This is a genomic window from Streptomyces sp. NPDC005574 (assembly GCF_040605435.1).
Lineage (GTDB): Bacteria > Actinomycetota > Actinomycetes > Streptomycetales > Streptomycetaceae > Streptomyces.
In genome coordinates this window covers 52,975-77,622 of record NZ_JBEXCW010000036.1, presented here as the reverse complement: position 1 = coordinate 77,622, position 24,648 = coordinate 52,975, and the positions used below count along the sequence as shown (strand labels likewise).

23 protein-coding genes and 1 pseudogene are annotated in these 24,648 nt (G+C 71.9%); 10 read left to right on the top strand and 14 right to left on the bottom strand.

All coding sequences use genetic code 11. From position 1 onward, the window contains the following. Window positions 1-314: 314 nt before the first annotated feature. From ABZT03_RS23310 to ABZT03_RS23285, 6 genes and pseudogenes are all read right to left on the bottom strand, one after another. Window positions 315-743, bottom strand: a complete 429-nt coding sequence (locus ABZT03_RS23310) for an ATP-binding protein (RefSeq protein WP_356042202.1) — start codon at window positions 741-743, stop codon at window positions 315-317. A gap of 300 nt (window positions 744-1,043) precedes the next feature. Then, window positions 1,044-1,433, bottom strand: a pseudogene (locus ABZT03_RS23305) ((deoxy)nucleoside triphosphate pyrophosphohydrolase); the annotation flags it as partial. Between the two features lie 61 nt (window positions 1,434-1,494). Then, a complete protein-coding gene (locus ABZT03_RS23300; RefSeq protein ID WP_356042200.1) occupies window positions 1,495-1,677 on the bottom strand; it encodes an SPOR domain-containing protein in 183 nt (60 codons plus the stop codon). 339 nt (window positions 1,678-2,016) lie between these two features. Next, on the bottom strand, window positions 2,017-2,769 hold the full coding sequence (locus tag ABZT03_RS23295) for a GntR family transcriptional regulator (RefSeq protein WP_356042198.1): 753 nt from the start codon (window positions 2,767-2,769) through the stop codon (window positions 2,017-2,019). A gap of 135 nt (window positions 2,770-2,904) precedes the next feature. Further along, window positions 2,905-4,122, bottom strand: a complete 1,218-nt coding sequence (locus tag ABZT03_RS23290; RefSeq protein ID WP_356042196.1) for a DUF4190 domain-containing protein — start codon at window positions 4,120-4,122, stop codon at window positions 2,905-2,907. A gap of 570 nt (window positions 4,123-4,692) precedes the next feature. Next, window positions 4,693-6,915: an SNF2-related protein gene (locus ABZT03_RS23285; RefSeq protein ID WP_356042194.1), complete on the bottom strand. Its 2,223-nt coding sequence runs from the start codon at window positions 6,913-6,915 to the stop codon at window positions 4,693-4,695. Between the two features lie 410 nt (window positions 6,916-7,325). Here ABZT03_RS23285 and ABZT03_RS23280 point away from each other — a divergent pair, with 410 nt between their 5' ends. Beyond that, window positions 7,326-7,526 (top strand): cation:proton antiporter, encoded by a 201-nt coding sequence (locus tag ABZT03_RS23280; protein ID WP_356042192.1) that lies wholly within the window; start codon window positions 7,326-7,328, stop codon window positions 7,524-7,526. 239 nt (window positions 7,527-7,765) lie between these two features. Here ABZT03_RS23280 and ABZT03_RS23275 read toward each other — a convergent pair whose 3' ends face one another. The 3 genes from ABZT03_RS23275 to ychF all read right to left on the bottom strand — a co-directional run bounded on the left by ABZT03_RS23275 (window position 7,766) and on the right by ychF (window position 9,806). Further along, a complete protein-coding gene (locus tag ABZT03_RS23275) occupies window positions 7,766-8,179 on the bottom strand; it encodes a PIN domain-containing protein (protein WP_356042190.1) in 414 nt (137 codons plus the stop codon). Next, window positions 8,161-8,445: a hypothetical protein gene (locus tag ABZT03_RS23270; protein WP_356042189.1), complete on the bottom strand. Its 285-nt coding sequence runs from the start codon at window positions 8,443-8,445 to the stop codon at window positions 8,161-8,163. Before ABZT03_RS23270 ends, ABZT03_RS23275 begins: the two co-directional genes overlap by 19 nt. 272 nt (window positions 8,446-8,717) lie before the next feature. Beyond that, window positions 8,718-9,806: a redox-regulated ATPase YchF gene (gene ychF, locus ABZT03_RS23265; protein ID WP_356042187.1), complete on the bottom strand. Its 1,089-nt coding sequence runs from the start codon at window positions 9,804-9,806 to the stop codon at window positions 8,718-8,720. A 175-nt stretch (window positions 9,807-9,981) separates the two neighbouring features. On the opposite strand from ychF, the gene ABZT03_RS23260 reads away from it, so the two are divergent. Further along, window positions 9,982-10,506: a DUF6542 domain-containing protein gene (locus tag ABZT03_RS23260; RefSeq protein WP_356042185.1), complete on the top strand. Its 525-nt coding sequence runs from the start codon at window positions 9,982-9,984 to the stop codon at window positions 10,504-10,506. 28 nt (window positions 10,507-10,534) lie between these two features. Here ABZT03_RS23260 and ppgK read toward each other — a convergent pair whose 3' ends face one another. Next, entirely contained in the window at window positions 10,535-11,281 is a 747-nt protein-coding gene (ppgK, locus tag ABZT03_RS23255; RefSeq protein WP_356042183.1) for a polyphosphate--glucose phosphotransferase, read from the bottom strand. A gap of 49 nt (window positions 11,282-11,330) precedes the next feature. Beyond that, window positions 11,331-12,347, bottom strand: a complete 1,017-nt coding sequence (locus tag ABZT03_RS23250) for a 4-hydroxy-3-methylbut-2-enyl diphosphate reductase (protein ID WP_356042181.1) — start codon at window positions 12,345-12,347, stop codon at window positions 11,331-11,333. A 155-nt stretch (window positions 12,348-12,502) separates the two neighbouring features. On the opposite strand from ABZT03_RS23250, the gene xseA reads away from it, so the two are divergent. The 3 genes from xseA to ABZT03_RS23235 all read left to right on the top strand — a co-directional run bounded on the left by xseA (window position 12,503) and on the right by ABZT03_RS23235 (window position 14,802). Further along, window positions 12,503-13,711 (top strand): exodeoxyribonuclease VII large subunit, encoded by a 1,209-nt coding sequence (gene xseA, locus ABZT03_RS23245; protein WP_356042180.1) that lies wholly within the window; start codon window positions 12,503-12,505, stop codon window positions 13,709-13,711. A 9-nt stretch (window positions 13,712-13,720) separates the two neighbouring features. Next, the gene (locus ABZT03_RS23240) at window positions 13,721-13,972 is read left to right on the top strand and encodes an exodeoxyribonuclease VII small subunit (protein ID WP_356042179.1); all 252 of its coding nucleotides are present in this window, start codon (window positions 13,721-13,723) and stop codon (window positions 13,970-13,972) included. Window positions 13,973-14,211: 239 nt separating this feature from the next. After that, a complete protein-coding gene (locus ABZT03_RS23235; protein WP_356042178.1) occupies window positions 14,212-14,802 on the top strand; it encodes a malonic semialdehyde reductase in 591 nt (196 codons plus the stop codon). A 97-nt stretch (window positions 14,803-14,899) separates the two neighbouring features. Here the strand turns inward: ABZT03_RS23235 and ABZT03_RS23230 are convergent, their stop codons facing one another. Beyond that, window positions 14,900-15,421 (bottom strand): DUF4245 domain-containing protein, encoded by a 522-nt coding sequence (locus ABZT03_RS23230; protein ID WP_356042176.1) that lies wholly within the window; start codon window positions 15,419-15,421, stop codon window positions 14,900-14,902. Between the two features lie 126 nt (window positions 15,422-15,547). Between ABZT03_RS23230 and glpX the strand changes: the two genes are divergently transcribed. Then, window positions 15,548-16,582, top strand: coding sequence for a class II fructose-bisphosphatase (gene glpX / locus ABZT03_RS23225; RefSeq protein ID WP_356042174.1), 1,035 nt, complete (start codon window positions 15,548-15,550; stop codon window positions 16,580-16,582). A 135-nt stretch (window positions 16,583-16,717) separates the two neighbouring features. On the opposite strand, the gene ABZT03_RS23220 is transcribed toward glpX, so the two are convergent. Both ABZT03_RS23220 and ABZT03_RS23215 read right to left on the bottom strand, forming a co-directional pair. Beyond that, window positions 16,718-17,095, bottom strand: a complete 378-nt coding sequence (locus ABZT03_RS23220) for a WhiB family transcriptional regulator (protein ID WP_356042173.1) — start codon at window positions 17,093-17,095, stop codon at window positions 16,718-16,720. 171 nt (window positions 17,096-17,266) lie between these two features. Beyond that, window positions 17,267-17,953 (bottom strand): DUF1707 domain-containing protein, encoded by a 687-nt coding sequence (locus ABZT03_RS23215; RefSeq protein WP_356042171.1) that lies wholly within the window; start codon window positions 17,951-17,953, stop codon window positions 17,267-17,269. A gap of 183 nt (window positions 17,954-18,136) precedes the next feature. On the opposite strand from ABZT03_RS23215, the gene ABZT03_RS23210 reads away from it, so the two are divergent. From ABZT03_RS23210 to ABZT03_RS23195, 4 genes are all read left to right on the top strand, one after another. Next, entirely contained in the window at window positions 18,137-19,804 is a 1,668-nt protein-coding gene (locus ABZT03_RS23210) for a fumarate hydratase (protein WP_356042169.1), read from the top strand. 140 nt (window positions 19,805-19,944) lie between these two features. After that, complete coding sequence (locus ABZT03_RS23205; RefSeq protein WP_356042167.1) at window positions 19,945-21,354, top strand: class II fumarate hydratase; 1,410 nt, start codon at window positions 19,945-19,947, stop codon at window positions 21,352-21,354. Window positions 21,355-21,453: 99 nt separating this feature from the next. Next, entirely contained in the window at window positions 21,454-22,119 is a 666-nt protein-coding gene (locus ABZT03_RS23200) for a DUF402 domain-containing protein (protein ID WP_356042210.1), read from the top strand. Window positions 22,120-22,413: 294 nt separating this feature from the next. Continuing rightward, the gene (locus tag ABZT03_RS23195) at window positions 22,414-24,588 is read left to right on the top strand and encodes a SpoIIE family protein phosphatase (protein WP_356042165.1); all 2,175 of its coding nucleotides are present in this window, start codon (window positions 22,414-22,416) and stop codon (window positions 24,586-24,588) included. Window positions 24,589-24,648 lie beyond the last annotated feature (60 nt).

Genomic DNA, 24,648 nt, shown 5'->3' with positions numbered 1-24,648 from the left:
TCCTCGGACTCCGTGGCCTTCGCTGGTATCTCGCTCACGCGAACCGTCCCCTCCAGCTCACCGCGTCCGGCACCGGTCACCGGCGGCGGCTGCCCGCAGTATCCAGCACTACGGCTCCGCACAACACGGTGTTCACGATCACAGCACGGTCCCGATGGTTTTCGGTCCGAGCCGCGACAACACTTCCAGTCTTCTAACCAGCGGACACGTCATCGAATCCCACCCGTCGACAACCGCCACTGGCCTGAACCAGTCGTTCGACAGCGCGGACGGGTCCGTACAGTCCCCGCACCGCCACTGCCGGGCCACCCGGTTCATCCTGGCACCGCGAGCTCGAACCACACGGTCTTGCCCGCACCTCCGGGCCGGGTACCCCAGCGCCGGGACGTGTGGGCGACCAGCTGGAGACCGCGGCCGCTCTCGTCCTCGGGGCGGGCGGCGCGCTCCCGGGGCGGGTCCGGGATCGGGTCGGAGACCTCCACCCGCAGCACGTCGCCGGGGACGGCGGGGCGCACCAGGCTCACTCCGATGGGGCCGGTGGCGTGCCGCAGCGCGTTGGTGACCAGCTCGCTGACCAGCAGCGCGGCGAGGTCGGCGAGGCTGTCGAGGTCCCAGTCGCGCAGTCGGCCGCGGACCGCGGACCGGGCGTCACGGACGGCGCCCGGGTCCGCGGGGAAGGTCCACTCGGCGCGGTCGCCCTCGGTGTCGATCACGCCGATCACTTCCCAGCCCGACGAACTCACCCATGTCCGGTTTCATGGGGTTAATGGGCAGATACCCGATATCCAGGCCCGAGTACCCCCCTTGAGGGCGCACTGTGGCACAAACGGCGTACGAGGGCGCTCACCCCGGGCTCACCTGTCGGCCGCGTGCCCGCCGACGCCCCCCGCCCGCGCCTCTGCCACCGTCTCCGCCGGGATGTCCGCCTCCACCTTTGCCGCAGCGTCCGCCTCCGCCTCCACCCCGGCGTCCGCTTCCGCCCCGGCGTCCGCTTCCGCCTCCGCCTCTGTCCGGGCGGCCGCTTCCGCCCGCAGGATGGTCAGCACCTCGCGCACGGCGGGCACGTCCTGGTCCAGCCAGTCGACGCTCCAGATCTCGGCGGGGGTCAGCCGGCGGAGTGCGTCGTGATCCTGGAGGGGCTCGGGGTCGGCGGAGCCGGGAAGCAGCCGGGCGGTCCACACCCACAGAACGTACGGCGACCGCAGGGGCCACTCCCCCGGGATCCGCTCGACGGGCTCGGCGTCGACGCCGAGTTCCTCCCGCAGTTCGCGCACGAGGGCCGCCTCGGGGGTCTCGCCCGGCTCCACCTTGCCGCCGGGCAGTTCCCAGCGGCCGGCCAGTTCGGGGGGAGCGCTGCGGCGGGCGGCGAGCAGCCGGCCTCCGTCGAGCAGGGCGGCTCCCACCACCACGGTCCGTTCGCTCGTCGGCGTCATGCGCCGGAGCCTAACGGGGGGCGCGGGGAAAGCGGGCGCCGGGACAGCGCCGGTCGACCGGTCAGACGTCGGCGCCCGGGCCGATCCGCTCGACCCAGTACAGCTGCTTGTGTCCGCGGCTGTCGAGGCTGTCGGCGATCTTCTGGGCCTCGTCGCGGGTCGCGTACCGGCCCACGCGGTAGCGATTGCCGTTGTCGTCCTGCCGTATGACGAGCCAGGGAAGAGTGATCGTGCTGTCGTTCATCGCGCCCCTCCACTTCCCGCCCGCGGCCTCTGCCGTGCCCCGCCCGATAAGGAAACCGCAATCCGCATATGCCCGAGCCTACGCCCAACCTTCACGCAGCGAATACGCCTTTTCACAAAGAGGTACGCAACCAGCCAGGTCGGACGGGCGGGACAGGGGGCGCACGGAGGGGAACGCGCCGCCCTCGCGCATGGACGTTTCCGGTCAGCGGGATACCGCCCAGGTACCGGTCGACCTGCGAGAACGGCTGGATTCCAACGCCGTGGAGGCGGGCGCGGACGGGGTCCCACGCCGGCGGCAACTGCCGGTGGGTTGTGCGGGGTGGTGCGACGGTGTGCGCTACTTCACCGGGAGGTGGTACGCGACGCGGTAGCGGTCGGCCGGGATCACCACGTCGGCCGTCTCGACCGGGCGCCCTGAGGCGTAGTACGTGCGCTGGACGACGACGACGACATGGCCGGGGACCCCGCCCAGGGCGTGCAGCTCCTCGGCGAGACCGGGACGGGCACCGACCTCCTCGGTGACGTTGTCCACGATCACGTCGATGGCGGCCATGCGCTCGACCACACCCATGCCGCCGAGCGGGCCCTCCTCGGGCAGCATCACCGGCGTACGCCCGGTGACGGCGAGCGGCTCCCAGGAGGTGGAGAGCATGACCGCCTCGCCCGCGTCCCGGAAGAGGTACTTCGTACGCATCACGCGGTCGCCGGGCCGGATGTCCAGCCGGTCGGCGACCGTGCCGCCCGCCTCGACCTGTGCGCTGCTCGACTCCCAGGTCCCCCGGGCGTCGGCGTCCGCCTGCTCCTGGCGGAAGGGGGTGGCGCCGCCGGCCGGGCGGTAACCGGAGCGGGCGATGAGCCGGGGCACCGGACGCTCGCGCACATAGGTGCCGGAGCCGGAACGGCCCTCGACCAGCCCCTCGGCCATCAGCACCTTGCGCGCCTCCAGGGCGACGGTGTCCGAGACGCCGTACTCCTCGCGGATTCTGGCCTGCGACGGGAGACGGGTGTGCGGTGGCAGCGAACCATTGACGATCTTCTTACGGAGATCACCCGCGACGCGCAGATACGCCGGCTGCTCACCGAATGTCACTGGCCGCTCCCATCAGGTTGTACAGATAGCGACAGCGTGGCAACCGTAGGTTGTGCGGTGCAAGCAAAGGCCAGAGAATCACTCGATGTGATGACATGTGGCCCGTGAGGGCTTTACGCAGGCACTTTCTCCCCGCTATGGGGCCGCCCACACCTCCGCGCCGCCCTTGTCTCCACCGCCGCCCGAGTCGCCCGGGTCGTCGTCGTGGGACGGCGGGGTCGTGGCGAGGCCCAGAGCCTTGCGAGCGGTGACGGACGTGGCGGGGTGCTCGATCGTCACGGTCCGGTCGTAGTGCTGGTAGAAGCCGTTCACATTCGCGGCGACGGCGGCCAGCGCCCACTCCTTCTGGAGTGCCTGCACCTCCCTGGCGACGCCGGTGACCGGCCGCTCGGCCGTCGCGGGCCACCGGTGCCGGCGCAGCAGCGCCGCCTCCGTGTGGAGGGCGTCCGCGACCCGCGCGGCCCACTCCCGGTTCGCGGGCAGGTCGTCGTCGGGCGTGGAGTCGGGCGCCGAGTCCAGGGCCGCCTCCAGCGTGTTGACCGCCTTCAGGTAGGCGGTCTGGTCGGCGTCGAGGATCGTCGAGTCGTTGCGCAGCGACCCGGTCAGCGTGGCGTTCTCGTCGGTGTTGCCGAACGCGCAGGTGATCTCGCGGTCACCGAGGCGCCAGCTCGCCCGGGACGGCAGCAGGTAGTACACGTCGACGTCGTCCGGCACGGCCCAGGCGTCCATCGCGTAGTCGGTCCGCCGTGCGTAGCACGTGTCGTCGGCGGTGTCCTCGAGTGCCCGGTCGCCGGGATAGGAGCCGCCGGGCAGGGTGACGACGGCGAACACCTCGGCGTCGTGTTCGTCCGCGCACGGCACCTCGTCGAAGGCGTAGGCCGCGCCCTCCAGTCCCTTGGGCGAGTCGAAGCAGGTTCCCTCGTCCATCGACGCGCTCGCGGTCGCGCCGTCCTTGAAGCCCTCCCAGACGCCGGTCACGGCCCCCGTGGACAGCGTCAGCACCCACAGCGCCAGCCCCACGGAGGACAGCACGGACCCGGCGACGGCCATCCCCCTGCCCCGCTCGCCCCGCTTCCGGATCTGCCGCAGCGCGATCAGCCCCAGCACCAGTCCCACCCCCGGCAGGAAGCAGAGGACGCCGAGGACCAGTGAGGCGATGGCGACCCCGTTGACGGGCGCGGGCCGGTTGTACGGGCTGTAGCCCTGGCCCCAGAGCTGATAGGGCGGCGGCGGGCAGGCACCGGCGGCTTGCGGGGGCCCGGAGTACGGGAAGCCCGGCGGGGGCAGCCGGAAGTCGCCCTGCGCGTACGGCTCCTGGGGCTGGTGCGGCCCGGAGGGCGGGGGTATGGACACGAGTACCGTGCTCCTGGTTCAGGCGGCGGCGCCGGGGAGGCGAGGGACGACCGGGCGGGGCGGAGGCGCACGCGGGCGCGGGGGGACGGGGTCGTCCGTACGGAACTGACGACGAGACGTGGCCAGGGCCGTACGAACCGACGCGGGGACGCGGCGAGGGGTCGCACGGGACGGACGCGGGGACGGGACGGGGGGCCGTACGGCACGGACGCGGGGACAGGGCGAGGGGTCGCACGGGACGGACGCGGGGACGGGACGGGGGGGCCGTACGGCACGGACGCGGGGACAGGGGCGAGGGCCGTTCGGGACCGACGCGAGGACAGGGCGAGGGCCGTACGGGACCGACGCGAGGACAGGGCGAGGGCCGTACGGGACCGACGCGAGGACAGGGCGGAGGCCGTACGAGACCGACGTACGACTGGGCGCATCGTAAGCGCGCCCGACCGGGACGAGGAGTCTCCGAGCGGGCCTGATGTTCGATGGAGCGGGACATCCGCGCACGCGCCGGGACTCACCCGGCGCCCGGACCCGCGTCCCGGCAGGGCCACCCGCCGGGCCCGCGTCTTCGGCTCAGCTCGCGTTCGCCGCGAGCCGCCGCTGTTCCTCCTCCACGATCCGGCGGGCCAGCGCCGCGTCGGAGACGTCGACGGCGTCCGGGGTGGAGTCCGCCAGGTCGCTGCGCCGGGCGAACGCGTCGAAGAGGCGTGCCTTGTTCCGGAGGATGTCCAGGAGCCGTTCGTCCACGCTGTCCGCCGCGAGCAGGCGGTGCACCTGCACCGTGCGGGTCTGGCCCATGCGGTGCACGCGGGCGACCGCCTGGTGCTCCACCGTCGGCTTGACCTGCGGTTCGCAGAGGATCACCAGGGAGGCCGCCTGGAGGTTGAGGCCGACACCACCGGCCTCGACCTGGGAGAGCAGCACCGCGTGCCCCGGCGCCCGCGCGAAGTCGTCCACCATCCGCTGTCTCCGCGCCGCGGGAACGGCCCCGGTGATCGGACCGAACACCCGCTGCCCGGCGGCCGCCAGGTTCGGGCCGGGGTCCTGCGCCGGTATCGGCGTCGGCGTCGACTCGGCCAGTGTCCGCCGGACCGTGCCGAGCACCTCGCGGAAGTACGAGAAGACGACGACCTTCAGACCGTTGTCGGCGGCCTCGGCGACCAGCTCGGACAGCCGTTGCAGCTTCGCCGACTTCTCCGCGTCGGCGTACGCGGCCCGGCGCATCGCCATGAAGTTGCCGTCGGCGACCGCCCGGTCGTAGGCCTCGCGGTCGGCGACGCCCAACTCCTCCCACTCGTCGACCTGGAGCAGCGCGGGGAGTTCGGTGAGGACGTCCTCCTGGTTGCGGCGCAGATAGGCAGGGGCCACCAGAGTGCGGAAGGCGCGCGGGCCGACGGCGGCGCCGACGCCGGTCAGCGCGGGCAGCAGATCGGGGCGGAGCTGACGGACGAGCGCGCGGAACTCCTCGACGCGGTTCTCCATCGGCGTGCCCGTCAGGAACAGGACGCGGTCGCAGCGGCCGGTCCACGCGGCGAGCGATCCGGCACGGCGGGTGGCCGGGTTCTTCACGTAATGGGCCTCGTCCACGACGAGCATGCCCGGCGCCGGGCCGTCGGGAACGGGCAGCGTGTGCAGCGTGTCGTAGGTGGTGACCGCGACCCCTCCGCGCTCGCACCACTCCGCGTACGTGTCCTGGCGGTCGGGACCGTGCACCGCCAGTGCGCGCAGGGTGCTGCGGGCGCGGATCTCACGGGTCCAGTTGATCAGCACGCTGGCCGGGCAGACCACGAGGAAGTGGCTGTGGCCCTCGCTCGCCAGGTGGGCCAGTGCCGCGATGGCCTGGACGGTCTTGCCGAGTCCCATCTCGTCGCCGAGGACCACCCGGCGCTGGGCGAGCGCGAAACGGGCGCCGAAGTCCTGGTAGCCGCGCAGGGACACCCGGCGGTGGGTGTCGTCGAGCGGCTGGGCGTGGACGCGCTCGGCGATCTCCGCCGGCACGAAGCCCTCGCTCGCGGCGAGGTCGGGGCGTTCCTCGGAGACGTCGGCGAGCCGGCTGTAGTACTCGGCGGAGCGCAGCTCGAAATCGACCCAGGCCGCGATGTCGGAGACCGGGGGGCGCAGCAGGTCGGTGGACGCCTGGGCGATCAGCAGCCGCAGGTCGCGGGTGTCCGCGTCGGCCAGCAGCTCGCGCAGCTCCGCGACGGCGGCGAGCACGCTGTCCCTGCGTCCGCGTCCGGCGAGGGCCATGCGCAGCCGGTTGCCGGCCGGCCGGGCCGCGGGCAGCAGTTCCCGGAGCCGCCCGTCGAGCAGGGTGGCCGCGTCCAGGGCGCGGCGCAGCTCGGGGCCCGCCTCGACGAGCCGCTGGAGGGCGACGACCAGGGCGGTGGTGCGGGGCTCGGGGTGGTCGACGTCGACGCGGACGGAGACGGTCTCGGCCACGGCCCGGGCGATCTGCCGGGCGGCGGCGAGCGCCCGGTCGGCGGTCTGCGGGCCCACGCCGGGGACCTGCCGAAGTTCGTACCGGCCGGCCTCGTGCACCGCGCGCACCGAGCCGAATCCGGCGGCCTCGACGGCGCCGAGGCGCAGACGTCCCTCGGTGACGTCCTTCAGCCGGCTGACCGGGATGGCTTCGAGCTCCTCGGCGACGAGGTGGTCCCGGATCGGTTCGAGTGCGGAGCGCACGGCGTCGAGGGCGCGGTCGTGGTCCTCGCGCAGGCTGCGTGCCGCCGCGTGGAGCCGCGCGCCCCGCGCCCACAGCTCCCTGACCGCGCGCCCCGCCGGCAGCTCCCCCTCCATGACACCCCGCCTCCCCCCGGAATCCCCAGCCGTCCCCTCTGCCTCCATCGTGGCACGCGCCACTGACAGGGGGACGGAAGGAGGGGCGGGAGCGGAAGGACGGGGAGGACCGCGAGCGCGCGGGCCGGACCGGGGCGCGTGCTGCGGACCGGGGCCGGGGCCGTATCGGGTCATCGAGGAGCGGATGGCGAACCGCTCGGCCGGGCCCCGGCCTGGGTGCTCGGCGCGGCCGTCGCCCCGACCGACGCCACCGCCGTGGGCGTCGCCTCCCGGCTCCTGCCGCGCCGCAACGTCACGGTGCCGCGCGCCGAGAGCCTCATCAACGACGGCACCGCGTTCGTCATCTACAGCCTGGCCGTCGGCGTCACCGTCGGCGTCGAACACCTCAGCGCCCCGCACATCGGCGGCCAGTGCTCCTGTCCTACGGAGGCGGCATCGCAGCCGGTGTCCTGGTGGCGTGGGTCGGCATCCAGGTCCGGCGCCGCATCCGCACCCTGGACGACACGCTCCTGGGCAACCTCGTGATCATCCTGATCCCGTTCACCGCCTACCTGCTGGCCGAGTCGGTCGAGGCGTCCGGGGTGCTCCCGTCGTGGTCGCCGGACTCGTGATGAGCCAGGCCGGTCCGCGGCTCGCCCAGGCCGACGCCCGCCGTCAGACCGAGGCCTTCTGGTCGCTGGCGATGTACGTTCATGCTGCTCGGCCTCTTCTGTCCGCTACGCGGCGTCGTCGAGAACTACCAGGAAGAGCTGTTCTCGCTGTAGACGCGCCATGCACCACGTCTCATCCGACCGAAGGCTCTCCCAGCCCGGATCCACCGTCGAAAGGCGGAAGCCGGACCAGGGGGAAATCACACCGCCACGAGCCGGACCCGCTCGCCGCACAGTTTGGCCATGTCGTCAATATCGGAGGTCAGCATGACCACGGGGCGGTGCTGTCGCACGGCGGCCTCGGCGACGGCCGCATCGATCGCGTACTTGTGTCCGTGCAACCCGGCATTCAGCAGCAACTCCGAGGCAGCTCTCGCCTCCTCGTCACCGACCGGGACGACCCGCAGCCCGGAAAGCACCCAGTTCAGGCGGGACTTGTTCGTACGGGCGTGGACGGCTTCGATGATGGTGAGCGCACTGATCACGACCTCCATGCCGCGCGAGCGCGCCTCAGCGATCAGAGCCACCACCTGCTCGTCGTCGGCAAGCAGCTTCGAGAGTCCCTCGCTGTCGAGGACCAGCGTCCCCTCGTGACTCAGCCTGCGACGGGCCACTCAGCCCCCTCGGCGAACACCTCGTCGAACACCTGCCGCGCCCGCTGACGAGCCGGCTCGGAGACCGGCCCCTTGCGGCTCTCGTAGTCCGCCAGGTACTCGTCCAGGACCTGCCCGCGCAGCTCACGCTCGACCGCCTCAGCGATGAACGCAGAGAACTCCCGCTTGCCCACCCGCGCCCGGATCGCCTCCGCGGTCCCTTCAGGCAGCGACAAGCTCACCCGCGTCGCCGGCCCTTCCCCGATGTTGTACGTCGCCTCACCCATACCCCGATTGTGTCAAACGAGTAGGAAAAGCACCACGTCCGCACTACCGCCACACTCGGGCAGCGCCCCGCTCGCACAAATCCCAGCACGGGCATCCCCATCCCATCCCGGCACGGCACGGCAGGGATGAGCAGGGTTGATGACAGGTGACGAGGGGGCAGCTATCCCAGCACTATCCCGGCACGGGAAAAACCAAGGGCCCGACTCCGAAGAGTCGGACCCTCACTGACCTGCACGTTTGCCAGATCAGCGACCTGGTGACACGTCAGCGGCTAAACGTTGAACCTGAACTCCACCACGTCGCCGTCCTGCATCACATATTCCTTGCCCTCCATGCGGGCCTTGCCCTTGGCGCGGGCCTCGGCGACCGAGCCGGTCTCGACCAGGTCGGCGAAGGAGATGACCTCGGCCTTGATGAAGCCCTTCTGGAAGTCGGTGTGGATGACACCGGCGGCCTCGGGGGCGGTCGCGCCCTTCCTGATGGTCCAGGCGCGGGACTCCTTGGGGCCGGCCGTGAGGTAGGTCTGCAGGCCCAGGGTGTCGAAGCCGACGTGGGCGAGGGTGGCCAGGCCCGGTTCCTCGACGCCGACCGACTGGAGGAGTTCCATCGCGTCCTCCTCGTCGAGTTCGACGAGCTCCGACTCCAGCTTGGCGTTGAGGAAGATCGCCTCGGCGGGGGCGACCAGGGCGCGCTGCTCGTCCTTGAAGGTGTCGTCGGTCAGCTCGTCCTCGTCGACGTTGAAGACGTAGAGGAAGGGCTTGGTGGTCAGCAGGTGCAGGTCGTGCAGGAGCTCGGCACGCTCGCTGCCCTGGAGGATGCCGTGGGTGTAGAGCGTGTCGCCCTTCTCCAGGATCTCCTTGGCCTCCTCGACGGCCTTCACCTTCGGACCGATGTCCTTCTTGATCCGGGACTCCTTCTGGAGGCGCGGGAGGACCTTCTCGATGGTCTGGAGGTCGGCGAGGATCAGCTCGGTGTTGATCGTCTCGATGTCGTCCTTGGGCGAGACCTTGCCGTCGACGTGCACGACGTTCTCGTCCTTGAAGGCGCGGATGACCTGGCAGATCGCGTCGGACTCGCGGATGTTGGCGAGGAACTTGTTGCCGAGGCCCTCGCCCTCGCTGGCGCCGCGCACGATGCCCGCGATGTCGACGAAGTCGACCGTGGCCGGGAGGATCCGCTGGGAGCCGAAGATCTTGGCGAGGATGGTGAGGCGCTCGTCCGGGACGCCCACGACACCGACGTTCGGCTCGATCGTGGCGAACGGGTAGTTGGCCGCCAGCACGTCGTTCTTGGTCAGGGCGTTGAACAGGGTCGACTTGCCGACATTGGGCAGGCCGACGATTCCGATCGTGAGCGACACGTTACGACTTCCCGGAGTGAGAGGGCTGGCGTGGGCGAACTGGGCGCCAGGGGCGATCCACCAGTCTACGGCGTGCCCGGCCCCGCCCCGGCGACCTGTCGAACGCATGGCCAAGCTCTGCCGCACGGCGTGTCCGACGGGGGATTGGGCACATAAAACGACCTAGGTTGGTCCAGTGGAGCAACACAGGACGCGACCCCCGCAGTACCGGAAGCCGGGCGGCACCCCGCCGCTGCCGCCGCAGGCCCGGCGCCCCCCGGCGCCCGCCCGGCGCCCCTCGCCGTCATCGGCCGGCGCGGTACGGCGGCTGCCGAACCCCCGGCTGACGGGGCTCGGCGCCGGTCTCTTCTGCGGGGCGCTGATGTTCCTCGTCGGCTGCCTGGACGACGCGCTGTTCGACGCGTCGCCGACGGTGTACGGGGTGCTGTTCCTGCCGGTGTGCGCGGTGACCGCCCTCTGGCTGCGCAGGGGCGATGTGCTGACGGCCCCGGTCGTCGTGCCGCTCGCCTTCGCGCTGGGGCTGCTTCCCGTGGCCGACGGCGGCGGCGGGCTCGCCGAACGGCTGATGGGGCTGTTCACCGCGCTGGCCACCCAGGCCGGATGGCTGTACGGCGGGACGCTGGTCGCCGGGGTCGTGGCGACGGCGCGCCGGGTCCACGTGGCGAGCCGCCGCCCCGCGCGCGGCCGTCCGCCCGGCTGAGGGGCGGCTCCCCCGGTCCCCCGCCTCCTCAGTCCTCGTGCGCCGCGTGCATCGCCGCTCCGACGATCCCGGCGTTGTTCTGCAGCTGCGCCGGGACGATCTCCGCCTTGATGCCCTCGATGAAGTGCAGGTACTTCTCGGACTTACGGCTGACACCGCCGCCGATGATGAACAGCTCGGGTGAGAAGAGCATCTCGACGTGCGCGAGGTACTTCTGGACGCGGTGGGCCCAGTGCTCCCACGTCAGTTCCTCGTCGTCCTTGGCCTTGCTGGAGGCACGCTTCTCCGCGTCGTGCCCGTGCAGTTCCAGGTGGCCCAGCTCGGTGTTGGGGACGAGCGTGCCGTCGACGAAGAGGGCGCTGCCGATGCCGGTGCCGAAGGTCAGCAGGATCACCGTGCCCCGGCGGCCCCGGCCCGCGCCGAAGTTCATCTCGGCGACGCCGGCCGCGTCCGCGTCGTTGACGACCGTCACCGGAAGGCCGCCCAGGCGGTCGGCGAAGAGGGCACCCGCGTCGGTGTCGATCCAGCTCTTGTCGACATTGGCCGCCGTACGGATGGTGGAGCCGCCGGTGACCACGCCCGGGAAGGTGAGCCCGACCGGTCCGGTCCAGCCGTAGTGCTCGACGACCTGCTTCACGCCGTCGGCCACGCCGTCGGGGGTGGCCGGGTGCGGAGTGAGCACCTTGAAGCGCTCCTCCGCCAGATCGCCCCTGTCCAGGTCCACAGGGGCGCCCTTGATCCCGGATCCACCGATGTCCACGCCGAAGATCTGCATGGCTCTACGTTACGACGGGGGACTGACAGTCAAACCGGGGAGGTGCCCCTCAGACCTGCGGGGTGCCGGAGCCGCCGCGCTCGGCGACCAGGGCCGCCGCCTCCTCGCGCAGGTCCCGGCGCAGCTCCTTGGGCAGCGAGAAGGTGATGGACTCCTCGGCCGCCTTGACGATCTCCACGTCCTCGAAACCGCGCTCGGCGAGGTACTCCAGGACCTGCTCCACGAGCAGTTCCGGGACCGAGGCGCCCGAGGTCACGCCGACCGTGGACACGCCCTCCAGCCAGGCTTCGTCGATCTCGTCGGCGAAGTCCACCAGGTGGGCGGCGCGGGAACCGGCGAGCTTGGCGACCTCGACGAGCCGCTTGGAGTTGGAGGAGTTGCGGGAGCCGACCACGATCACCAGGTCGGCCTCGGCGCCCATCTGCTTCACCGCGAGCTGGCGGTTCTGCGTGGCGTAGCAGATGTCGTCGCTGGGCGGCGAGATCAGCTGCGGGAACTTCTCCTTGAGGGCGTCGACCGTCTCCATGGTCTCGTCGACCGACAGGGTGGTCTGCGAGAGCCAGACGACCCGGGAGGGGTCGCGGACCTCGACCTTGGCGACGTCCGCGGGGCCGTCGACCAGCTGGATGTGCTCGGGGGCCTCGCCGGAGGTGCCGATGACCTCCTCGTGGCCCTCGTGTCCGATGAGGAGGATGTCGTAGTCCTCGCCCGCGAAGCGCACGGCTTCCTTGTGGACCTTGGTGACCAGCGGGCAGGTCGCGTCGATGGTGGCGAGCCGGCCGCGCTCGGCCTCCTCGTGGACGACCGGGGCGACGCCGTGCGCGGAGAACATGACGATGTTCCCCGGCGGGACCTCCTCGGTCCGCTCGACGAAGACGGCGCCCTTCTTCTCCAGGGTCTGTACGACGTACTTGTTGTGGACGATCTCGTGCCGGACGTAGACCGGAGCGCCGTACTGCTCCAGGGCCTTCTCGACGGCGATCACGGCGCGGTCCACGCCCGCGCAGTAGCCCCGGGGGGCGGCGAGCAGGACACGGCGGCCAGACGAAGCAGTCATGGCACCCATCGTAAGGCCGCGTCAGGGGCGTCGAAGATCGCGTGCCGGTCGCCGGCGGGCGCGGGCGCCGGTGAGCCGCGGGTGCCGCCCGGGCGGCCCGGGTCCGGCGCGGGGCGGCCGGCGGCGCGGCGGGAATGTCACACCCTGCCACTACGCTCGGGCGCATGGCTGTCACCTCGTCTCCCGAATCCGCCCTGCCCGTCGGTCAGGTGTCGCGGCTCATCGGCGGGTGGATCGACCGGCTCGGCGCGGTGTGGGTCGAGGGGCAGATCACCCAGTTGTCGCGGCGGCCGGGCGCGGGCGTGGTGTTCCTGACGCTGCGCGACCCCTCCCACGACATCTCGGTGAGCGTGACCTGCTTCCGGCAGGTGTTCGACGCGGTCGCCGACGTGGTCGGCGAGGGCGCGCGGGTGGTGCTGCTGGCGAAACCCGAGTGGTACGCGCCGCGCGGGCAGCTGTCCCTGCGGGCCACCGAGATAAGGCCCGTCGGGGTGGGCGAACTGCTAGCGCGGCTGGAGCAGTTGAAGAAGTCGCTCGCCGCCGAGGGGCTGTTCGCGCCCGAGCGCAAGAAGGCCCTGCCGTTCCTGCCGCAGCTCGTCGGGCTGGTCTGCGGCCGGGCCTCGGCGGCGGAGCGTGACGTGCTGGAGAACGCCCGGCACCGCTGGCCCGCCGTCCGCTTCGAGGTGCGCAACGTGCCCGTGCAGGGCGTGCACGCGGTGCCGCAGGTCGTCCAGGCCGTCAAGGAGCTCGACGCGCACGACGACGTGGACGTGATCGTCGTCGCGCGTGGCGGCGGGAGCGTGGAGGACCTGCTGCCGTTCTCCGACGAGCAGCTGATCCGGGCGGTCGCGGCCTGCCGTACGCCCGTGGTCTCCGCCATCGGGCACGAGCCGGACACCCCGCTCCTCGACTACGTCGCCGACCTGCGGGCCTCCACGCCGACCGACGCGGCGAAGAAGGTCGTCCCCGACGTCGGCGAGGAGTACGAGCGCGTCCGGCTGCTGGGCGACCGCGCGCTGCGCTGCGTGCGGGCGCTGGTCGAGCGGGAGGAGCGGGGCCTCGCGCACGCCCTGGGCCGGCCGTCGATGCAGGACCCGCACCGGATGATCGACGAGCGGGCCGACCATGTGGCGTCCCTCCTCGACCGCGGCCGGCGCACGCTCGGGCATCTGCTGGACCGCGCCGACTCGGAGCTGGCGCACACGCACGCGCGCGTGGTGGCCCTCTCCCCCGCGGCGACGCTGAAGCGGGGCTACGCGGTGCTCCAGCGGGCCGACGGCCACGCGGTGCGCGATCCGGGCGAGGTGACGGCGGACGAGACGCTGCGCGCGCGGGTCGCCGAGGGCGAGTTCTCCGTACGAGTCGATGCATAGGGTGGGCGTATGACCAGCAAGGTGGACGGGACCGCGGTGAGCGAGGCCCTCGGGTACGAGCAGGCGCGGGACGAGCTGATCGAGGTCGTACGGCGGCTGGAGGCGGGCGGCACGACGCTGGAGGAGTCGCTCGCGCTGTGGGAGCGGGGCGAGGAGCTGGCGAAGGTGTGCCGGCGATGGCTGGACGGCGCCCGGGCGCGGCTGGACGCGGCGCTGGCCGAGGAGGAGACGGCGGGCGCGGGGGCCGGGGACGCCGAGTAGGAACGGCGCGGCGGCCGGCTCCGGAGACGGGAGAGGCGGCCGGCCCCCCAGGCGGGCGACCCCGGAAGGGGACGATTCCTGACGTGGGCGGCCTCAGGCAGGCGATCCCGGAAGCGGTGAGGGGCCTGTGAGGAGAGTCACCACGCCGCCGTTTTTGTTGAACGTTGAACTTCCTTCGCGTACTGTCGCAGACGTCAGCCGCTCCCCACGGACCCGACACACCCCCGAAAAGGTTCACGATGTCTCTCGTTCTTGACCCCGCCGCCCAGGACCTGCTGTTCCGCGAGGCCCGCACCGCGAACACCTTCACCGACGAGCCGGTGACCGAGGAGCAGGTCCAGGCGATCTACGACCTGGTCAAGTACGGCCCCACCGCCTTCAACCAGACCCCGCTGCGCATCACCCTGGTCCGCTCCGCCGAGGCCCGCGAGCGCCTGGTCCAGCACATGGCCGAGGGCAACCGCGCCAAGACCGCCACCGCCCCGCTGGTCGCGATCCTCTCCGCGGACAACGAGTTCCACGAGGAGCTGCCGCACCTGTTCCCGGCCTTCCCGCAGGCCAAGGACGCCTTCTTCGCCGAGCGCCCGGTCCGCGAGGGTGCCGCCACGCTGAACGCCGCCCTCCAGGCCGCGTACTTCATCATCGGTGTGCGCGCCGCCGGCCTGGCCGCCGGCCCGATGACCGGCGTCGACTTCGAGGGCCTGCGCAAGGAGTTCCTCGACGACGACCACACCCCGCTGATGGTGGTCAACATCGGCCGTCCCGGCCCGGACGCCTGGTACCCGCGCTCCCCCCGCCTGGACTTCGACCAGGTCGTCACCACGGTCTGAGCCACTGCACGAGAAAGCCCCCGGCGCCTGCGCCGGGGGCTTCTTCGTGCCCGGAAACGTCTCTACGGCGGGTTCCCCGCGCCGCCGGGGTCTTCCCTCAGGCCGCCTTCAGCGCCTCGGCCATCTCCGTCAGCTGCGAGAACGATCCCGTGCCGGCCACGACCGTCGTCGCGTCCTTCCCGGACAGCACCAGGGCGCTGTACCGGCCGCCGGAGTAGCGCGTCCACGTCCGGCCGTCGATCCGCTGGGTGACCTTGGTGGCCGACGCGCCCTGGCTTGCCTCGTCGATGAACGCCGACGGCTTCTGAGTCGACTGCTCGATCTGCACGTACTCACCGCCGGGGGCGTCGAAGCCCAGATGCCAGGCGTCGAACTGGTCACCCCGGAAGCGGACCGAGGTCGCCTTCCACTTCTGGGAGAGGCCCTCCGGGGCGGCCACCGGGTAGGAGGCGGCCCGGCGCGCCGTCAGGAGCTCGACGCGGTAGTCGACCCGCTTCACCTCGGGAGCGGAGTCGTCATGCGGGATGAAGACGTAGATGACCGCCGCCGCGATGCCGATCAGGGCCAGGGAGAGGATCATGTCCCGGACCGTCTTCTGCTTGCCGTTCGAACCTGCCACACGCCTATCGTCGCAGGTGCCCCGGTCCGCTCATCCGTGGGGCCCCCTGCTCATTTTGTCTACCTGGCGATAGAGTCGGGGCCATACCCTCATCCGGCCGTCGTCGTATCAGAAAGGTGCGCTCCGATGACCGAGCACCATCATCTGCCGTCCGAACTCGAAGTTCCCTCCGAGGCCCCTGACCGAAATCTCGCCCTGGAGCTCGTCCGGGTGACCGAAGCCGCGGCGATGGCCGCGGGCCGCTGGGTCGGGCGCGGCGACAAGAACGGCGCCGACGGTGCCGCGGTGCGCGCCATGCGGACCCTCGTCTCCACCGTCTCGATGAACGGCGTCGTCGTCATCGGTGAGGGCGAGAAGGACGAGGCCCCGATGCTCTACAACGGGGAGCGCGTCGGCGACGGGACCGGGCCCGAGTGCGACATCGCCGTCGACCCGATCGACGGCACCACGCTGACCGCCGGCGGCATGACCAACGCGATCGCCGTGCTGGCCGCCGCCGACCGCGGGTCGATGTTCGACCCGTCCGCCGTGTTCTACATGGACAAGCTGGTCACCGGCCCGGAAGCGGCCGACTTCGTCGACATCGACGCGCCCGTGGCCGTGAACATCCGCCGGGTCGCCAAGGCCAAGCGGTCCACGCCCGAGGACGTCACCGTCGTCATCCTCGACCGGCCCCGGCACCAGGGCCTGATCAAGGAGGTCCGCGACACCGGGGCACGCATCAAGCTGATCTCCGACGGTGACGTCGCCGGCTCCATCCTGGCGCTGCGCGAGAGCACCGGCGTCGACCTGCTGCTCGGCATCGGCGGCACCCCCGAGGGCATCATCTCGGCCTGCGCCGTGAAGTGCCTGGGCGGCACCATCCAGGGCAAGCTCTGGCCGAAGGACGACGAGGAGCGGCAGCGGGCCGTCGACGCCGGGCACGACCTCGACCGGGTGCTGACCACGGACGACCTGGTCTCCGGGGAGAACGTCTTCTTCGTCGCCACCGGCATCACGGACGGCGAGCTGCTGCGGGGCGTGCGGTACCGCTCCGAGATCGCGACGACCGACTCGATCGTGATGCGGTCGAAGTCCGGCACGGTCCGGCGCATCGACTCCGAGCACCGGCTCAGCAAGCTGCGCGCGTACAGCGCGATCGACTTCGACCGGGCCAAGTAGCCGGGACACCACGGCGGACGGTGGCCGGCCGGGCACCCCTTGAGGCGCCCGCCCGCCGCACGGGCCCGGTGTCCGTGAGCGAGGAAGGGGCGTCCCCGGTGCGGAGGGGCGCCCCTTCGGCTCGCGTCGGGCCGCTCAGCCCGCGGCGGCTATGCGGTCCGTCCCGTGGGCGGCCTTCTTCAGTTCGAGGTCCCGGCGGCGGCGCCGGGCCAGCACCACGCGGCGCTCGGCGGCGGTCAGCCCGCCCCACACGCCGTACGGCTCCGGTTGCAGGAGTGCGTGCTCGCGGCACTCGACCATGACCGGACAGCGTGCGCAGACCCGCTTCGCCGCCTCCTCACGGGAGAGCCGGGCCGCGGTGGGCTCCTTGGAGGGTGCGAAGAACAGGCCGGCCTCGTCGCGGCGGCAGACCGCCTCGGTGTGCCATGGTGCGTCTTGGTCCCTGTCACGCACTGGCACCCGCTGGGCCGGAACGGCAGCTACCTGCACGGACGAATGCGGCGGTTGCAGCACGGTCTACTCCTGACGACGGCTTCGCGAGCGAGCGACGATGCAGCAAGGCCTACCCGCTGTGCGCGCGCCTATGCACTGAGTTCCGATCCGCCGGCGCCTCGGCACACCGGCGCACCACGCGGGAGCGGCCGGGAAGCCGATCCCCTTGCGGGCGCGCCGAGTTCACGACCGTCAATGGCCCAGGTGCTTGCGCAAACCCCGGTCGACCCTGCGCTGCACCAGGTCCAGGATGTCCCCCACGAGCTTGCCGCGCTTGGCCTTGCCCTCGATGTTGCCCAGCACCGCCCAGCCGTCCACGTAGACGACGGGGGCCGCCGGGTCGGACGCGTCCAGCGTGTCCACCTCGAAGTTGCCGAGGACACCGCCGCCGGTGCCGCGCAGTGACACGTTCTCCGGGACGCGGACCTCGACGTTGCCGAAGACCGAGACCGCCTTGACGACGACCTGCTGGTACTCGAAGAGCGCCTCGCTGAGGTCGATCTCGATGCTGCCGAAGACCGCGTACGCGTGGATACGGCGGCCCGCGTGCCAGCGGCCCTTGCGGACGGCGGCGCTGAACACCGCCACCACGTTGTCGTCGGGGTCGTGGGGCAGCGAGTCGGCGACCGGACGGTTCGGGGCACCGGTGTAGGCGGGCGTGGCCCGCTGCTGGTGGGCGGCCGGCAGGTCCCGGATGAACACGTCGAGTTCGCCGACCGTCTTCGCGTTCAGCACCCCCTCCACGCGCTCGGCGTGCTCTTCGGCGTCGAGGCGGCCCTCGGCGAGGGCATCGCGGAGGATGTCCGCGATGCGGTCGCGGTCGGCGTCCGAGGCGCGGAGGTCGGAGACGGCTGGCGCGGGCTGCTTCTGAAGGTCCACGGCAGCAGCGTACCGAAACGCGATAGATCGCGACTAGGGGGCGTGGACGACCGGTGTGGACAACGCGCGCGACCCGAACTGAGCCCTACCTCACAAGCTCCCTGTCAGCGGCAGGTTCTACGCTGGTGGGCGCTGCCCGTGCCGGGCCGGCCGTAGTACCCGTCGAGTGAGGAATGGGCGACGATGCCTGAGTTCGCGTACACCGATCTGCTTCCCATGGGAGAGGACACCACCCCCTACCGGCTGGTGACCGCCGAGGGTGTCTCCACCTTCGAGGCCGACGGGCGGACGTTCCTCAAGGTGGAGCCGGAGGCGCTGCGCAAGCTCGCCGAGGAGGCGATCCACGACATCCAGCACTACCTGCGCCCGGCCCACCTGGCCCAGCTGCGCCGCATCATCGACGACCCGGAGGCCTCCGGCAACGACAAGTTCGTCGCCCTGGACCTGCTGAAGAACGCGAACATCGCGGCCGCGGGCGTGCTGCCGATGTGCCAGGACACCGGCACGGCCATCGTGATGGGCAAGCGCGGTCAGAACGTGCTCACCGAGGGCGGCGACGAGGCGGCACTGAGCCGCGGCGTCTACGACGCGTACCTGAACCTCAACCTGCGCTACTCGCAGATGGCCCCGCTGACCATGTGGGACGAGAAGAACACCGGCTCCAACCTGCCCGCGCAGATCGAGCTGTACGCGACGGACGGCGGCGCCTACAAGTTCCTGTTCATGGCCAAGGGCGGCGGCTCGGCCAACAAGTCGTTCCTCTACCAGGAGACGAAGGCGGTCCTCAACGAGGGCTCCATGATGAGGTTCCTGGAGGAGAAGATCCGTTCGCTGGGCACGGCCGCGTGCCCGCCGTACCACCTGGCGATCGTCGTCGGCGGCACCTCCGCCGAGTACGCGCTGAAGACCGCGAAGTACGCCTCCGCGCACTACCTGGACGAGATCCCGGCGGAGGGCTCCGAGCTGGGCCACGGCTTCCGGGACAAGGAGCTGGAGCAGAAGGTCTTCGAGCTGACGCAGAGGATCGGCATCGGCGCGCAGTTCGGCGGCAAGTACTTCTGCCACGACGTGCGCGTGGTCCGCCTCCCCCGGCACGGCGCGTCCTGCCCGGTCGCCATCGCCGTGTCCTGCTCCGCCGACCGTCAGGCCCTCGCGAAGATCACCGCGGAGGGCGTCTTCCTGGAGCAGCTGGAGACGGACCCGGCGCGCTTCCTGCCCGAGACCACGGACGACCACCTGGACGAGTCGTCGGACGTGGTGCGCATCGACCTCAACCAGCCGATGGACGACATCCTCGCCGAGCTGACCAAGTACCCCGTCAAGACCCGCCTTTCGCTCAGCGGTCCGCTGGTCGTGGCCCGTGACATCGCGCACGCCAAGATCAAGGAACGCCTCGACGCGGGCGAGGAGATGCCGCAGTACCTGAAGGACCACCCGGTGTACTACGCGGGCCCGGCGAAGACGCCCGAGGGCTACGCCTCCGGTTCCTTCGGCCCGACGACGGCCGGCCGCATGGACTCCTACGTCGAGCAGTTCCAGGCCGCGGGCGGATCGAAGGTCATGCTCGCCAAGGGCAACCGCAGCAAGCAGGTCACCGCCGCCTGCGACGCCCACGGCGGCTTCTACCTCGGCTCCATCGGCGGCCCGGCCGCCCGGCTCGCCCAGGACTGCATCAAGAAGGTCGAGGTCGTCGAGTACGAGGAGCTCGGCATGGAGGCCGTCTGGAAGATCGAGGTCGAGGACTTCCCGGCGTTCGTCGTCGTCGACGACAAGGGCAACGACTTCTTCCAGGACCCGGCCCCGCAGCCGACCTTCACGTCGATCCCGGTGCGGGGTCCCGGGCTGGTGTGACCCCGTGCCGGACGCCCGGGCCCGCCGCGCGCGGTGCCCGGGCCGGTGCGCGACCGGCGGGTGCGTCCGGTGCTCGGGGAGAAGAACGGGGAATACGGCCCTCGGGGTCCGCGCTCTGACTTCTCGGAGGTACGACGACGATGACGACGACTGCCGGAGACGGCGACCAGCGCTACCGGATCGAGCACGACTCCATGGGGGAGGTCCGGGTGCCCGTGGACGCGAAGTGGCGGGCCCAGACCCAGCGTGCCGTGGAGAACTTCCCCGTCTCCGGGCAGCGGATCGAGCGGGCGCACATCGAGGCGCTGGCCCGCATCAAGGGGGCCGCGGCGAAGGTGAACGCCCGGCTCGGGGTGCTCGACAAGGACATCGCCGAGGCGATCCAGGAGGCGGCGGCCGAGGTCGCGGAGGGCCGGTGGGACGAGCACTTCCCGGTGGACGTCTTCCAGACCGGTTCCGGCACCTCGTCCAACATGAACGCCAACGAGGTCCTCGCCACCCTCGCCACCGAGCGGCTCGGCCGTGACGTGCACCCCAACGACCACGTCAACGCCTCGCAGTCGTCCAACGACGTCTTCCCGTCGTCCGTCCACGTGGCGGCCACCGCGGCCGTCATCCACGACCTCGTGCCCGCCCTCGAACACCTCGCCGACTCCCTGACCCGCAAGTCGCGGGAGTTCGCCGACGTGGTGAAGTCCGGGCGGACGCACCTCATGGACGCCACACCCGTGACCCTGGGCCAGGAGTTCGGCGGGTACGCGGCCCAGGTGCGGTACGGCGTGGAGCGGCTGACCGCGTCCCTGCCCCGGCTCGCGGAACTGCCGCTCGGCGGCACCGCCGTGGGGACCGGCATCAACACGCCCCCCGGGTTCTCCGCCGCCGTCATCGAGGAGGTCGCCCGCGTCACCGGGCTGCCCCTGACCGAGGCGCGCGACCACTTCGAGGCGCAGGGCGCCCGGGACGGCATCGTGGAGACCAGCGGGCAGCTGCGGACCATCGCCGTCTCGCTGACGAAGATCTCCAACGACCTGCGCTGGATGGCGTCGGGGCCGCGCACCGGGCTCGCCGAGATCAGCCTGCCGGACCTCCAGCCCGGGTCCTCGATCATGCCGGGCAAGGTCAACCCGGTCATCCCCGAGGCCGTGCTCATGGTCGCCGCGCAGGTGATCGGCAACGACGCGACCGTGGCCACCGCCGGGGCGGCGGGCAACTTCGAGCTCAACGTCATGCTTCCGGTCATCGCGAAGAACGTCCTGGAGTCGGTCCGGCTGCTCGCCAACGTCTCCCGGCTGCTCGCCGACCGGACCGTGGACGGCGTCGTCGCCCACCGGGAGCGCGCCCGCGAGTACGCCGAGTCCTCGCCGTCGGTGGTCACCCCGCTGAACAGGTACATCGGGTACGAGGAGGCCGCGAAGGTCGCCAAGAAGGCGCTGGCCGAGCGGCGGACCATCCGCGAGGTCGTGCTGGAGGGCGGCTACGTGGAGCGCGGGGACCTGACGCGGGAGCAGCTCGACGAGGCGCTCGATGTCCTGCGGATGACGCACCCGTAACCGACACGTGCCCCGGCGTGAACCGTGACGCGCACCGCAGCGTCGTATGGCCATGGCACCTAATATCTCTGCATGGCAGACGGTGGAGCGGTGAGACGGATGGAAGAGGGCGGTTCCGCGGCGTTCTGGGAGCCCGGGAGTCAGATCCTGTGGCGGTACCGGGAGAACGCCGGTGAGCGCTTCCACATCGCGCGCCCCGTCACCGTCGTGCGGGACGACGAGGAGGTGCTCGCCGTCTGGATGGCGGCCGGCACCGAGTGCGTGCGGCCCGTTCTCGCCGACGGCACGCCCGTGCACCTGGAGCCGCTGGAGTCGCGCTACACCAAGCCGCGGACCGTGCAGCGCGACCGGTGGTTCGGGACGGGGGTGCTGAAGCTGGCGCTGCCCGGCCGGCCCTGGTCGGTGTGGCTGTTCTGGGACCCGGGCTGGCAGTTCAAGAACTGGTACGTGAACCTGGAGAAGCCGCTGACCCGGTGGGCCGGCGGAGTCGACTCCGAGGATCACTTTCTGGACATCTCCGTTCACCCGGACCGCAGTTGGCACTGGCGTGACGAGGACGAGTTCGCGCAGGCGCAGCGCGACGGTCTGATGGACGCCCGGCTCGCCGCGCAGGTCCGGGAGGCGGGGCGGTCCGCGGTGGAGGTGATCCGCGCCTGGGGCCCGCCGTTCTCGGACGGCTGGCAGCACTGGCGCCCGGATCCGTCCTGGAGTGTTCCGGCCCTGCCCGAGGACTGGGACCGCACGCCCGCGTACATGTCGTCGTGAGACCCTTGCTGCGCCCCCGGGCAACAAACGTAGGATCGTCCTCCGCAAGGCACGCTGCGGCAACTGCCTTCACATGCGCTGGGCTTGACCGATCGTCACCGAGGGGCGGCAGGACGTGAGCGAGGGGTACGAGGGCAACGCCGGTACGGGCCGCCGACGACCCGGCGGTGACACAGGAACAGCCTCTGACCACGCGGGAATTCCGTTCCGGGGACGCGTATTCCGGGTATCGGCATTTCTGCGGGACGAACTGCGCGCGCGGCGTGCAGCCCCGGACGGACGGATTCGACACGCGTGACGGAGCATCCCATCTCCTACGAGCGCCCTGAGACCGGCGCCGACCCCGCGGACCCTCGCGGGGCGCTCCTGCGTTCCCCGGCGCACTCCTCGACGCCCTCCTCGCCGCCTCCCCCGCCGCACCCGGGGGTGAACGCCTTACCCGCGCAGGCGCGGACCGGGGAGACCCCGTCAGGGCCCGGCACGACCGCACCGGGCACCGTCACGCCCCCCGGGCCGGGCGGTGGGCCCGCCGCGTCCGGCAAGGGCGTGAAGGGCGGCCCGGACGGCGGAGAGGGCCCCGAGCACTCGCAGCCGTCCGCCGCCGAGCCCGACACCCACCGGCCGCGGCCCGCGCCGGAGAGCATCCCCGCCCAGCCGGGCACCGAGCAGCACCGCCTCCCCGCGGGGCAGGCCGGCCAGCCCGGCCAGGAGCGGCGGACCGGGCAGGGGCTGGCGCCCGGGCGTCCCACGCCGATGCGGCGGGACGGGGACCGGTTGCGGTTCGTGGGCGCCGCGACCCGGCGGATCGCCCGCGGCATCGACCTCGACGAGATCGTGATGGGGCTGTGCCGGGCCACGGTGCCGACGTTCTCCGACGCGATCCTCGTGTATCTGCGCGACCCGCTGCCGGTCGGCGACGAGCGGCCGGTGGGGCCGCTCGTGCTGCGGCTGCGCCGCACCGACCGCATCCCGGAGGAGCGGGACACCGAGTCGGGGTACGCCGGCGTCCTCCAGCAGGAGCCGCCGGAGGCGTCGGGGCTCGACACGATCGGCACCGAGCTGTGCGAGGTGCGCACCGGCAGCGCTCTCGCCGAGGTGCTGCGGGGTGTTCGGCCGGTCTTCACGGACACGCCGGCGGCCCGTGCCGCCCTGCCCGAACTGCTGGGCGACGGCAGCGAGTTCGTCGTACCCGGCGGACAGCGGGCGATCCTCGCCCCGCTGCGCGGCCGGCGCCGGGTGATCGGCGCGGCACTGTTCCTGCGCCGTCCCGAGCGCATCCCCTTCGAGGCCGACGACCTGCTGGTGGCGGCGCAGCTGGCCACGCACAGCGCGCTCGGCATCGACAAGGCCGTGCTGTACGGGCGGGAGGCGTACATCGCCGACGAGCTCCAGCGCACGATGCTGCCCGAGACGCTGCCCCGCCCGACCGGGGTGCGGCTCGCGTCCCGCTATCTGCCGGCCGCCGAGACCGCGCGAGTCGGCGGCGACTGGTACGACGCCATCCCGCTGCCCGGCAGCCGGGTCGCCCTGGTCGTCGGTGACGTCATGGGGCACTCCATGACCTCCGCCGCGATCATGGGCCAGCTGCGCACCACCGCGCAGACGCTGGCCGGCCTCGACCTGCCCCCGCAGGAGGTCCTGCACCACCTCGACGAGCAGGCCCAGCGGCTGGGCACCGACCGCATGGCGACCTGCCTCTACGCCGTCTACGACCCGGTCTCGCACCGCATCACGATCGCCAACGCCGGGCATCCCCCGCCGGTCCTGCTGCACCTGGGCGGCCGGGCCGAGGTGCTGCGGGTGCCGCCGGGCGCGCCGATCGGTGTCGGCGGCGTCGACTTCGAGGCCGTGGAGCTGGACGCGCCCGCCGGGGCCACCCTGCTGCTGTACACCGACGGGCTGGTCGAGTCGCGGCTGCGGGACGTGTGGACCGGGATAGAGCAGTTGCGGGAGAAGCTCGCCGCGACCGCGCAGCTGACGGGGCCGGACCATCCGCCGCCGCTGGAGGCTCTGTGCGACGAGGTGCTCGACATGCTCGGCCCGGGTGACCGGGACGACGACATCGCGCTCCTCGCCGCCCGCTTCGACGGGATCGCGCCGAGCGACGTGGCGTACTGGTTCCTGGAGCCGGAGGACGCGGCTCCGGGCCAGGCCCGGCGGCTGGTGCGGCGGGCGCTGTCCCGCTGGGGTCTGGAGGAGCTCAGCGACTCCGTGGAGCTGCTGGTCAGCGAGGTCGTGACCAACGCCGTGCGGTACGCGTCGCGGCCGGTGACGTTGCGGCTGCTGCGCACCGACGTGCTGCGGTGCGAGGTCGGCGACGACGTGCCGCAGCTGCCCCGGCTGCGGCAGGCGCGCGCCACGGACGAGGGCGGGCGCGGGCTGTACCTGGTGAACAAGCTGGCCAGGCGGTGGGGCGCGACCCGGCTGAGCACCGGCAAGGTGGTGTGGTTCGAGGTGAACCGGACCTGAGGTGGGCGTGACGACGACGAAGGGCGCCCGGCCTGTGCCGGGCGCCCTTCTCGTGTTCAC